Below are 10,857 nucleotides of genomic sequence, written 5' to 3' on the forward strand. Positions count from 1 at the left end.
CATTAGGCGTCCGGCTCAGGCCTCGACGCCGCTCTCGTCGTCTTCGTCCTCATCCTCCGCCAGAGTCACGCCGAGGATGCAGATGTCGCCATCGATCACTTCGAGCTGAACCGGCGTCAAATGCTCGTTCCTGCACGGCCCGCTGGAACAGCGTCCGGTGCCGAGCTCGAACAAGGCGCCATGCTTGCCGCACATCAGCCGCAGGCCGGTCGGATCGAGATATTGCTCGCGCTCCCAATCCAGCCGGTTGCCGTGATGCGGGCAACTGTTGACATAGCCGAACACCTGCTTGCCCCAACGCACCACGACGATCGGAAAGTTCTTCTCCTCGCCGGATTCGTCGATCACGGCGAGGTCGAAGCCGCGCGCCCGCTGGCTCTGGATGTCGTTGAGGGCGCAAATGACATAGGCGACGTCAGCCATCTCTGCTTTTTCTCCTTGAATCATTTCACGCGGCCGCCCCGCCCGTCTGCCGCGCCGCCTCTGCGCGCTGGCTCTGGGCGGCGCCGCCCTTGGCGAGCAGCGCGGCGTTCGCGGCGAGCGAGAATTCCGTCCAAGCCGCCGCTATGTCGCGCATGATCGCCTGCTGGTAATCCCGCGCGATCCTGTGTTCGTCGGGGAAGTTCGACAAGGCGCAAGACGTGCTGTTGAAGGCCGCCACGTCGTCGAAAAACTGCTTGAGAAAATCGCCAAACGGCTTCTGGACCAGCGGCGTGAGCGCGCAGCGTCCCTTTTCGACACTCACCCCGGCGAGATCGAACGGCAGCGTCGCGATCTTCGCCAGCGCCTCGCCGAACAAGGTCTCCGCCGCGCCGAGCATGGCGCGCTGGGTCATCTGCTCGCGTGACTGGGTCGCGAGGCTGGCGTTCAGCCGGCGACGGTAATCCTCGAACACCGGCCCGCTCTGTTTCTCGACCCAGGCGGAAAAGCGCCGCAGGCTCGCCTCATTGGCGCTCTCGCCCGGCGCGGCCGCCTCGTCCTCGGACGCCGTGTCGCGGATGATATCGCGCGCGATGCGCTGCGCCGCTTCGAGCGCGCCCTCCATATAGCCAGCCTGGCGCGCGCCGGTCTCAGCGCCGCCGAGATAGAGGCGGCCGCCCCATAGCGGCCGCCGCAGCAGGGGATTGGCCGTAGCGCGATGCTCCTCGCGCCCGCGCTCACGATCGAGCGCGCTGCAGGTTTCCGCATCCTTGGCCCAATCCTGATAGAATTGTTCGCGACCTTCGAGCGCGACGCCGAACACCTGTTCGAACTGGCTGTGCATCAGGATCGGCAGGCCTACGCTGAACGAGTCGCGCAATTCCGGTCCGAGCGCCAGAAAGCCGCCCAGCGCGCCTTCGTCTCCGCGCGCGTCGCTGGCGTCGAAAATCTCGTCGAACACCGCCTGTTCATGAGTCACGAAGGCGTTGCCGGACTGGCCCTGATCGCGCCAGGCCGGCTGCGCGAAGGTGGTCACCGCCTTGGCCTGCGCAGCCATCCAGGTCGGCGCGTCGCGCATGGTCTCCCGCATCGTGTCGTCGAGCGCGGGATGGAAGATGACGCGCTCCTCCGCCAGCCGCGGCGGCAAAGCGATCACCACGCGCCGCGCCTCGACGACGCGGGTGGCGCCCGCCTGTTGGATGGTCAGCACGACATGATCGTCGCCGTCGCGCAGGCCGACCAGTTGACAATCATTGTGAAGGCGGTCCGCAGGCAGACGGGCGAGGAGCGCCTTGATCGCCTTCTGCGCGCCGCCGACAATGCGCCGCGCGCCGCCATGCACGCCGCCCTCGACCTCGACCTTTTCCGGCTTGGCGTCGGCCTCGCTCAGGCGCAGGATCGTTCCCTCGTCATATTGCGCGAAACTGTCGAGACCCAGCTCCGAAACCAGCGCCGTGATCAGCGGCTGGCGATCCGGCCAGAACCACGAGGCGCCGAGATCGATGGCGAGACCCGACAATTTGCAGTCGATCGACAGGATGCGCCCGCCCCAGCGTTGTCGCGCCTCGAACAGTTCGAAGTCCCGCCCGCGCTCCGACAATTGCGCCGCCAGCGCCAGTCCGCACAAGCCTCCGCCGACAATAGCCGTGTCCAACATGTCGCTCTCCGCATGATCCGCGACAGGGCCAAGCAAGAATCGCGCAGCTTTTTCCACTGCCGCTCAAAAACACGACAAAAAAGTCGTGATGCCGACGCACACGCCGGCTTTCCGACAGCATGAGGCGACTGGCGGAAAATTTGGCACAGATTTTGATGAAGGAGGCCGAGGGTTACAACAGGAGATGGGAATGAACCTCGCATCCGAATTCGCGAATTTGTCCAATGACGAAATCAAGGCCTTGCTCGATGGCGGCACGCTGACGATCTATTCCGTCGCGCGTCCGCTCAGCGCCGACATTCCGGTGGAATTCAGCAGCGCCTTGGCCAAATTCACCTTCGCGACGCCGGCTTTCGGCGCCGCCAATGGCGATTTCGAAACCCCGGCCTTCGTGGAAAGCCCGGTCGCCGGCGCCCATGTCGGCACGCCCGGCTTCGCGCGCGCCACCAAGGCCGATGGCGCGGTGGTCGCCGATTTCTCGGTCGGCCCCGGCCCGCGTGAAATCAAGCTCGGCGAAGTGTCGGTTTCGCCCGGCGCGCCGGTCAAGGTCGCCTCGTTCAAGTTCGGCTCCGCCGGCGACTGGCCGGAGCGTCCCGATTATTACAACGCCAAGCCGAAGCCGGGCTATGCCCTGGCGGCGCAGGACTGACCTTCGATCCTTTCCGGGGCGGCCCCGACAGCCGCCCCGTTCCAATCCAAAGGATTATTGCATCATGGCGACGACGCTGGTGAAAACGACGCAGGACGGACGCAAGCTCGAGGTGGTCGGCCAGGCGATCACGCTCGGCGGCAAGCTTGAGGCGGTGGATTTGTTTCCCGTCAAGGATCACCCCAATCGCTACAACATCCTCAAGGCCTTGCCCGACGCCGCCTATATGGCCGGCCGCGTGCCGCTGACCGCGGAAGAAGGCAAAGTCGCCCTCGAAGCCCTGGCGAAGGGCGAAGCGGAATTTCTCACCAATCCGAAAGCCATCGAGGAGCGCTTCCGTTTTGCGGCGCGCGCGCGGGAAGCCGAACTCGGCATCGAATGACGTTTCGGACCCGCCCGGCGCGCCGTGGCGGGTTCTTCCCCAAAACCGCGACCGTCATTGCGAGCCATGGGGCGTCGGAAGACGCCCCATGGCTCGCAATGACGGTCTTGGCGCTTAAATCCGCTCTTCGCGATAGCTGTGGGACATTTGCGCCACGCCCTCTTCCGTCCCGAAACAGGCGGCGAAATCGTCGCAATCGGAACAGACCGGCGACGGGCAGAGCGTAAAACCCTCGGAGCCGCAGACCATGCGATAGAGGAATTTCTTCCATTTCATATCGCCGGAATTGCGCGCCTTGAGCCGGGGAAAATGGCGCTGCATCAGTTGGGACAATTCGCCGCGATTGCGCAGGCCGAGATCCTGCCAGAGGTGATGCGGCTCCTGGCATCGCCGCGCGATCAGGACCGCCAGCGGCCGCACGAACTGGATCGGGCCCGAAGCGTACATCAACAGAATATCGACGACGGATTTCTCTTCCGGCCCGAGCGCCGGTTGCGCCGCGCCGGCCATGCCCGCCAGCGCGGCGGCGGCTTGCGGGAACAGCGCCGCCGCGAATTCCGAGAGCGCCGCGGCGCCGAGGCCGCTGGTCGCCGCCAGATTGGTTTCTTCCTCGCCCGCCTGGGCGATCGCTATCGCCAGAATGCTGGCGATGACATGCCGATCGAAATCCTCGCGCTGGGCCTGATCCTGGACGCGGGCGTCGCCCGCCTCCATCAGCCAGCGATAGGCGCGATCGGCGTTCATCAGGCGGCCAAAGTTTCGGGGCCGTGGGTCTGACAGTTCGCCGGACAGACGCGGGCGCAGGCGCCGCAGCCGATACAGGCGCCGGTGTCCGCCATCACCATGACCTTCTTCTCGACCTCATCGTCCTCGTCATCATCAAGCTCGACGACATCGCCATCCTCGTTGATGCCCTTGAGGGTCATCACCTCGCGGCCGCAGACCTTGTAGCAACGGCCGCAGCCGATGCATTTCTCCGCGTCGATCGTCAGCAGATAATCGGGCTTCCAGTCGCGCCCGTCACGCGCATTCGCCATCGGTTTCGTCTTTCTGTTTGCGGGAGCTTTTGGCGAACGCGCTAGCGACCGCCAAAAGCTCCTCAAGCCGTTTCGAGAGTCTTCAACTGTTCGCGCTTGGCCTCGAGCTCGGCGAAAGCGTCATAGGTTTTCTGCGCCACATCAAGGACCGTCTGCCAGTTGATCGGCAGCTCTTCCGACAGGTCGTGCAAATTCATCTTGGCGTTCATCGCGCGCGCCGAGAGCTTCTTGATCTCGGCCTTCAGGGCTTCAACGTCGCTCATCTTGAAACCTCAATATTTCGCCGCTTCGGGGAATTGCTCGATCATCTCCAGACCGGCCTTGACCTGCTTCTCGCCTTCTTCCGCGAGCTTGGCGAAGGTCTCGAAACCGAAGCGATGCACGTCGCGCAATTGCTTGTTGACGACGATCAGGCGACCGCCGATCAGCACCATCCGGCCGAAGCCCTCATGGCTCATCTTCAGCATCGGCGAGATCATGACGCGCGAGGAATGTTCGATGGCCAGGCCGATCGCATTGTAGAACAGCTCAAGCCGCCAGATCGTCTCCGGATCCGGATCCGCGATGATCGGGATCGACTTGCGCTGTTCCTTGGTGACGATGTAATCGGCGAGCAATTGCGCGTCGCTCTTGCTTTCCCAGGCGCCATGCGAATCCTGCGCGCGCCACACCTTGACCAGTTGCTTCAGGAAAGGCGATTCCGCAAGGATCGCGGCGTCGTCAATGATGGCGGCTTCAGTCATCTTGTCCTCTTTGATCTCGCCGGCCGCGCGCGTCCGGTCGTTCGAAAAATGCCGAAGGATCAGTCCTCGAAATTGAGGACGCGCTCCTTGCCCTTGCCCATCGCCTTGCGGATGAACGGCGGCGGATTGCCCTTGAGCATGTCCTGCAGCTTGTTCAGCAGGTCGTCGATCGCCTCGGGCTGCGACACCTTGATCGGGTGGATATTGTTCGCCACCACGCGCGCCGCGCCGGAGCCGCCGATCGCCGCCACATAGAGAATGGCGCAATCCTTCACGGCCTCGATCTTCGGCGCGAGTTTGTCCTCGTTGCCGTCTTCCTGCAGATCGCCGTCGAAGGCGATGGTTTCGAGGAAGCTGTGGCCATTCTCGTCCAGCTCATAGATCGAGATATTCTTCGCCCAGCCGAAATGCGCATCAACGCGCTTCAAGTCCTGTGTAGCAAATGCGACCTTCATCGACCTGCCCTCTCTCACCCAAACTCAGCTTGCAAGGCTCGTTGCAATCGCGGCGCCAGCTTCTTCCTCGGCGCCTTCCGCAGGGCCGGCGCCCCAGGGGTTGCGCCATTTGTCCGGCGTCACCTCGTGATGTTCCTCGCGATCGGCGATCAGCAGATTGGCCACCTGGAAAATCAGGTCGCGCGTTCCGCGATAGCCGACCGACAATTTGTGGCCGGCGCCAAGACGGTCGAACATCGGGATGCCCAGCCGATGGAACGGGATCTTCAGTCGGTCCGCAGCCTGGCGCCCATGCGAATGGGTCATCAGCAGATCGCAGCCTTTTTCGCGCGCCTGCGTTTCCAGGTCTTCGAGATCGCCGATCAGCACTTCCTCGGCGGGCAGTTTTTCCAGCACGGGCGATTGCGTCGTGGTGACCGCCGCCTCGATATGGGCGCCCATTTCGTGCAGGAAGGAGGCGACGTCATAGAGCAGGTCAGGCTCGGCGCCGATCGCCAGCTTGCGGCCGCCGATATGGAAATGCCCATCGAGCATGGCGTCGACCAATTGGCCGCGCTGGCGGCGATATTTCGCCGGCGCCGGGCGGCCGGAAATTTCGGTCAGGAAGCCGATCAGCTCGTCATTCGGCTCGAGCCCGCACAGGCGCTCGAACAGCCGATACGGGATCCCGGTCTTTTTCTGCAAGGCTTCCGCCGCCGCGCGCATATGGGCGCCGACGGCGATCGTCCAGCCGGCGTCCCCCATGGTCGCGACTTCATCGACGCCAACGCCGCCGATTGTGGTCGGCGTGAAATCGTCCGGGATGTGTCCATCGAGTGAGCCGCCGAGATCGGGCAGGAAGGTCGGCTCCAGGCCGAAATCCTCGATGATATTGCGCAATTCCTCGATGTCGCCGGGCGTCAGATGCGCGCCGGGCAGGACATTGACGCGAGTCAGGTCGCGCCGCGCCGCATTGGCCGGCGGCTCCACCAACTCCTCGACCAGCCGAGTGACGGCCTTTTCCCAACCGTCCTGAAAAGCGTCCTTGAAATCCGGCGTCGAGACATAGACGAGCGGAAAGTCCTTCAATTCCGGATGGTTCTGGCGGATCAGCTGGATATAGCCGTTGACGTCGTCGCCCTTGGTTTCGGTGACGCCGGTCGAGGCGATGCCGATGATTTCGGGCTTGGTGCGTTTGATGATGTTCAGCACCGCTTGTTCGACATTTTCATAGCCGCCAAGCACCGTCGCCACTTCGCTCATCGCGGTGGTCTGGAGCGGAATGGCTTCCTTGAAATGACGCACGAACAGCACCAGCCCGAACGACGTGCAGCCCTGCGAGCCATGCAGCAGCGGCATCGAACCGCGCAGGCCCATGAAGGCGAGCGCCGCGCCGATCGGCTGGCTCATTTTCAGCGGATTGACGGCGCAGGACTTTTTCGGAATGACGACCTTGGCCATAACCGTCACTCCGCCGCCACGTTGTGGCGTTCTGTCGGTTGTCCGACAACGGCCTGGGCTTCCAGAATTTCCTCGATGCGAATGGCGCAGGCGCCACAGCCGCCCGAGGCATGGGTCTTGTCCTTGACTTCGGCGACCGTGGTGAGACCGAAGTCGCGAATGGCGTCCTCGATCACGCCGAGCGACACGCTCTTGCACATGCAGACGCCCTTGGCGCGGCGGACCTCCTCGGCCTTGACCGGATCGGCAGCCAGCGCCGCCTCCTCTTCGGCGATCTGGGCGAGCGCCTTTTCTTGCCAGCTCTCGCCGGCTTTGGCCCAGGGCGCCGGCTTGCGCACTTCCTGCCACACCGGATTATACAGCGCCTTGTCGATTTCCTTGACCAGTTTCAACATGCCGACATAGCCCATATAGGCGTGGTGGCGTTCCTGGTTGATGTCGAGCCAGGGCATGCTCGCCTTGAGCGCGATGAACTGCGAACGACCGCCCGACAACATGATGTCGGCCTTCGCATCCTTCAGCATCTTGTACATTTCGCGCGGGGTCATATCCTCGATCATATGAGCGTCCTGGCCCATCAGCTCCTTGATGCGCTCCTTGTCCTCGCGCGTCGATTTCTTGACCGAGGTGCCGACCAGTTCGAGCCCGGCCTCCTGCAGCGCCGCGACCACCGACCACGACTTGACGCCGCCGGTAATGAGCAGAACCTTCTTGCCCTTGAAGCGCGGCTTGTATTTGGCGATCGCCGCCCAGGCGCTTTTTTCCTCGCGCGCGATCAGCTTTTCGGTGCGCTCCATCAGCTCTTCGGGCGCGCCGCGCTCAATCAGCAGCCGCGCCAGTTCGCGCAAGCTGTCGCTGCTGTCCTCGATCCCGTAGAACGAGCCCTCGAAAAACGGGATGCCGTATCGCTCCTCCATCTTGCGCGCGACATTGATCATGGCCTTGGAGCAGACCATCATCGAGGCGCGGGCGCGGTGCGCCGAAGCGACATCGGCGTAGCGGCCGTCGCCCGGAATACAGGACAGGATGCGGATGCCGAGTTCGTCGAGCAGCGGCTTCACCTGCCACAATTCGCCCGACAGGTTGAACTCGCCGATGATGTTGACGTCATAGGGCGTGGTGTATTCCGGTTCGGCGGTGCCGATGACGTGATCGAGCAACGCCTCGCCCGCCAGCTTGTTGCCGAGATTCTTGGGGCCGACAAAGCCCGGTGCATTGACCGGAATCACCGGCTTGCCGAATTTCTCCGACGCCGCCTTGCAGACCGCGTTGATATCGTCGCCGATCATGGCCGGAACGCAGGTCTGATAGACGAAGATCGCCGGCGGATCATATTTGTCGATGATTTCCTTGCACGACTTGAACAGCCGCTTCTCGCCGCCGAACACCACGTCGGTTTCGTTCATGTCGGTGGTGAAGCTGGTGCGCCACAGCGACGGGCCGGATGACGCCGCGCCGCGATTGTCCCAGCTATTGCCCTCACAGGCGATCGGGCCATGCACGAGATGAGCGACATCGGTGAAAGGCTGCAAGGCGATCTTGGCGCCGTCGAAGGCGCAGCCGCCGGCCGCGCCGCCCGGCTGCAATTGTTTTGTGCAGCCCTTCTTCTTCTCGGCCTCCGACTTGTTGGCGTTTTTGGCGCAGCTCGGCTCGTTGAAAACATCCTGGATGGTTGCCGAAAGAGAAGCCATGAAGATCTCCTGTCCGTTCGGCCGCGGCCTGTTCAGGCGCGGGACTGGCGGCGCCTGTAGGCTTCCCGCCAGTCGTGGGGTTTTGCCGGGAGGCAGCAAGTTTGGCGCCGCAACGGCCGCACGCGGGAAGGCCAAACAGAAAGGCCCGGAGCGCCATATGCGCTCCGGGCCTGATTGCGTGGGATTGTCGGTTTGTCGCCAAACCGACAACCATCGGGATCAACGAATGATGTCGAACGAATAGTCGGTCTTGGCCGGCATATTGGTGGCCAGGTCGATCGTGTCGAAGATCTTGTCGAGGATCTGGACCAGCACGTTCATGCCGCCCTGATAGCCCCACACCGGATAGCGGTGCTTGTGGTGACGGTCGAAGATCGGGAAGCCGATGCGGATCAGCGGGGTGCCCGTGTCGCGCTCCAGATATTTGCCGTAGGTGTTGCCGATCAGGAAGTCGACCGGATCGGTGAACAGCAGCGAGCGCATGTGCCACAGATCCTTGCCGGGATAGACCTTGCAGTTCTTGCCGAACGGCGAGGAGTCGAACAGCTCCTGCATTTTCTTTTCCCAGGCCTTGCCGCCGTTGGTGGCCAGGACCGTGGTCGGCTCGGCGCCGAGTTCGAGCAGGAACTCGGCCAGACCGTAGCAGAGGTCCGGATCGCCGTAGATGGCGAATTTCTTGCCGTGGATATGGGCGCTCGAGTCGGCGATGGCGTCGACCAGACGACCGCGCTCCTTGGCGAGCGATTCCGGGATCTCCTTGCCGGTCAGGCGGGCGAGGGTCATCAGGAAGTTGTCGGTCGCCTTGACCGAGATCGGGTGATTGAGAGCCACCACTTCCTGGCCATGCTCGGCGATCAGCGGCAGCGTCTTTTCGGTGCAATATTCCTGCATCGAAATGGTCGCCTTGGCGTGGATCGCATTGACCGCCTCGTCGATCGTGGTGCCGCCGTCATACATGCGGAACTCGCCGTCGGTCGGGGTGTCCCACACGTCGGAATTGTCGCCGAGGATCGTGTAGTTGATGCCGAACTCGCCGAAGATGCGCTTGATTTCGCGCAGGTTGCCGACGGTGTAGCCGTCGAAGCCGCCGAGGAAGTTGATCGAGTCGTTGGGAACGCGCTCAACCTTGTCGATGGTGCCGGCGCGGCCATCCCAGAAATAGGAGATGATGCCCTTCATGGCGTTGTCGTAGCCGGTGATGTGGCTGCCGACGAAGGCCGGGGTGTGAGCGAACGGAACCGGATAATCGTCCGGGATCGAGCCCTTTTCGCGCGCGGTCTTGATGAAGGCGTTCAGATCGTCGCCGATGACTTCCGCCATACAGGTGGTGGAGACGGCGATCATGTCCGGCTTGTACATGGCGTGGGTGTTGGCCAGGCCGTCGATCATGTTGTTGAGGCCGCCGAACACCGCCGCGTCTTCGGTCATCGAGGAGGAGACGCAGGAGGTCGGCTCCTTGAAGTGACGCGAGAAATGCGAGCGATAATAAGCGACGCAGCCCTGCGAGCCATGGACGAAGGGAATGGTCTTGGCGAAGCCCACGGCGACGAAAACGGCGCCGAGCGGCTGACAGGCCTTGGCCGGGTTGACGGTCAGAGCTTCGCGGGCGAAGTTCTTTTCCTTGTATTCTTCCGTCTTGGCCCATTCGCGGATGCGTTCGACTTCCGCCGGGTCACGAGCGTTCTCGAACAAGGCGCGCTTGTTCTTCAGCATCTCCTGATATTCAGGACCGCGGAACAGGTCAAAATGGTCTAGGACGTGATCGGCGTTCTGCGTCATGTTAATGCCCTCTGCTGTCGGTGGGTCACGACTGGCGCCTGGTTCTCGACGGGCGCCAGTCGCGCGCGGTCATTCGGCCGCGAGGAGTTTGGAGTCGGAGTCGTTTTTCCAGGGCGCCTTGGCCATTTTCCAGACCGGGGCGTTGATCGCCATGTCCATGTCGCGCGCGAAGATCGCGAAGCCGTCATAGCCATGATACGGACCGGAATAGTCCCAGGAATGCATCTGGCGGAAGGGCACGCCCATCTTCTGGAAAACGTACTTTTCCTTGATGCCCGAGCCCACCAGATCCGGCTGGACCTTTTCCACGAACTTTTCGAATTCGTAGCCGGTGACGTCGTCATAGATCAGCGTGCCGTCCTTCACATAATGCTGGGCGGTGCGCTGATAGTCGTCGTTATGCGCGAACTCGTAGCCCGTGCCGACGACTTCCATGCCGAGGTCTTCGTAAGCGCCGATAACGTGGCGCGGACGCAGGCCGCCGACATAGAGCATGACGGTCTTGCCTTCGAGGCGCGGACGGTATTTGGCGATGACCGCGTCCATCAGAGGCTGGTACTTGGCGATGACGCGCTCGGCGCCTTCCTTGATCTTGTCGTCGAAA

The 10,857-nt window shown here is 62.8% G+C and carries 13 protein-coding genes; 2 read left to right on the top strand and 11 right to left on the bottom strand.

The annotated features are described in order from the left end of the window. Positions 1–15: 15 nt before the first annotated feature. Positions 16–423 carry a Rieske (2Fe-2S) protein gene (locus ACE3S9_RS01245; protein WP_374544601.1) on the bottom strand — a complete coding sequence of 136 codons (408 nt, stop codon included), beginning with the start codon at positions 421–423 and terminating at the stop codon, positions 16–18. A 25-nt stretch (positions 424–448) separates the two neighbouring features. Then, the gene (locus ACE3S9_RS01250) at positions 449–2,077 is read right to left on the bottom strand and encodes a flavin monoamine oxidase family protein (protein ID WP_374544602.1); all 1,629 of its coding nucleotides are present in this window, start codon (positions 2,075–2,077) and stop codon (positions 449–451) included. Between the two features lie 190 nt (positions 2,078–2,267). Between ACE3S9_RS01250 and ACE3S9_RS01255 the strand changes: the two genes are divergently transcribed. Both ACE3S9_RS01255 and ACE3S9_RS01260 read left to right on the top strand, forming a co-directional pair. Further along, a complete protein-coding gene (locus ACE3S9_RS01255; RefSeq protein WP_374544603.1) occupies positions 2,268–2,726 on the top strand; it encodes a hypothetical protein in 459 nt (152 codons plus the stop codon). A 64-nt stretch (positions 2,727–2,790) separates the two neighbouring features. Then, complete coding sequence (locus ACE3S9_RS01260) at positions 2,791–3,108, top strand: hypothetical protein (protein WP_374544604.1); 318 nt, start codon at positions 2,791–2,793, stop codon at positions 3,106–3,108. Positions 3,109–3,222: 114 nt separating this feature from the next. Here ACE3S9_RS01260 and ACE3S9_RS01265 read toward each other — a convergent pair whose 3' ends face one another. From ACE3S9_RS01265 to ACE3S9_RS01305, 9 genes are all read right to left on the bottom strand, one after another. Further along, on the bottom strand, positions 3,223–3,852 hold the full coding sequence (locus ACE3S9_RS01265; RefSeq protein WP_374544605.1) for a nitrogen fixation protein NifQ: 630 nt from the start codon (positions 3,850–3,852) through the stop codon (positions 3,223–3,225). Beyond that, complete coding sequence (gene fdxB / locus ACE3S9_RS01270) at positions 3,852–4,145, bottom strand: ferredoxin III, nif-specific (protein WP_374544606.1); 294 nt, start codon at positions 4,143–4,145, stop codon at positions 3,852–3,854. Before fdxB ends, ACE3S9_RS01265 begins: the two co-directional genes overlap by 1 nt. Before the next feature lie 62 nt (positions 4,146–4,207). After that, entirely contained in the window at positions 4,208–4,408 is a 201-nt protein-coding gene (locus ACE3S9_RS01275) for a CCE_0567 family metalloprotein (protein ID WP_374544607.1), read from the bottom strand. Positions 4,409–4,417: 9 nt separating this feature from the next. Next, a complete protein-coding gene (locus ACE3S9_RS01280) occupies positions 4,418–4,888 on the bottom strand; it encodes a NifX-associated nitrogen fixation protein (protein WP_374544608.1) in 471 nt (156 codons plus the stop codon). Between the two features lie 59 nt (positions 4,889–4,947). Further along, the gene (gene nifX / locus ACE3S9_RS01285) at positions 4,948–5,343 is read right to left on the bottom strand and encodes a nitrogen fixation protein NifX (protein WP_374544609.1); all 396 of its coding nucleotides are present in this window, start codon (positions 5,341–5,343) and stop codon (positions 4,948–4,950) included. Positions 5,344–5,367: 24 nt separating this feature from the next. After that, positions 5,368–6,783: a nitrogenase iron-molybdenum cofactor biosynthesis protein NifN gene (gene nifN / locus ACE3S9_RS01290; RefSeq protein WP_374544610.1), complete on the bottom strand. Its 1,416-nt coding sequence runs from the start codon at positions 6,781–6,783 to the stop codon at positions 5,368–5,370. Positions 6,784–6,788: 5 nt separating this feature from the next. After that, positions 6,789–8,474, bottom strand: coding sequence for a nitrogenase iron-molybdenum cofactor biosynthesis protein NifE (nifE, locus tag ACE3S9_RS01295; RefSeq protein ID WP_374544611.1), 1,686 nt, complete (start codon positions 8,472–8,474; stop codon positions 6,789–6,791). Positions 8,475–8,693: 219 nt separating this feature from the next. Beyond that, positions 8,694–10,253 carry a nitrogenase molybdenum-iron protein subunit beta gene (gene nifK, locus ACE3S9_RS01300; protein ID WP_374544612.1) on the bottom strand — a complete coding sequence of 520 codons (1,560 nt, stop codon included), beginning with the start codon at positions 10,251–10,253 and terminating at the stop codon, positions 8,694–8,696. 69 nt (positions 10,254–10,322) lie between these two features. Further along, positions 10,323–10,857: nitrogenase component 1 (locus ACE3S9_RS01305; RefSeq protein WP_374544613.1), on the bottom strand; the 535-nt coding region annotated here is incomplete at its 5' end.

Origin of the sequence: Rhodoblastus sp. (assembly GCF_041915505.1) — a bacterium.
Classification (GTDB): Bacteria; Pseudomonadota; Alphaproteobacteria; order Rhizobiales; family Beijerinckiaceae; genus Rhodoblastus.

Coding starts and splice junctions, on each gene's coding strand:
- ACE3S9_RS01245 (WP_374544601.1), bottom strand. CDS start 423: ATGGCTGACGTCGCCTATGTCATTTGCGCCCTCAACGACATCCAGAGC.
- ACE3S9_RS01250 (WP_374544602.1), bottom strand. CDS start 2,077: ATGTTGGACACGGCTATTGTCGGCGGAGGCTTGTGCGGACTGGCGCTG.
- ACE3S9_RS01255 (WP_374544603.1), top strand. CDS start 2,268: ATGAACCTCGCATCCGAATTCGCGAATTTGTCCAATGACGAAATCAAG.
- ACE3S9_RS01260 (WP_374544604.1), top strand. CDS start 2,791: ATGGCGACGACGCTGGTGAAAACGACGCAGGACGGACGCAAGCTCGAG.
- ACE3S9_RS01265 (WP_374544605.1), bottom strand. CDS start 3,852: ATGAACGCCGATCGCGCCTATCGCTGGCTGATGGAGGCGGGCGACGCC.
- fdxB (WP_374544606.1), bottom strand. CDS start 4,145: ATGGCGAATGCGCGTGACGGGCGCGACTGGAAGCCCGATTATCTGCTG.
- ACE3S9_RS01275 (WP_374544607.1), bottom strand. CDS start 4,408: ATGAGCGACGTTGAAGCCCTGAAGGCCGAGATCAAGAAGCTCTCGGCG.
- ACE3S9_RS01280 (WP_374544608.1), bottom strand. CDS start 4,888: ATGACTGAAGCCGCCATCATTGACGACGCCGCGATCCTTGCGGAATCG.
- nifX (WP_374544609.1), bottom strand. CDS start 5,343: ATGAAGGTCGCATTTGCTACACAGGACTTGAAGCGCGTTGATGCGCAT.
- nifN (WP_374544610.1), bottom strand. CDS start 6,783: ATGGCCAAGGTCGTCATTCCGAAAAAGTCCTGCGCCGTCAATCCGCTG.
- nifE (WP_374544611.1), bottom strand. CDS start 8,474: ATGGCTTCTCTTTCGGCAACCATCCAGGATGTTTTCAACGAGCCGAGC.
- nifK (WP_374544612.1), bottom strand. CDS start 10,253: ATGACGCAGAACGCCGATCACGTCCTAGACCATTTTGACCTGTTCCGC.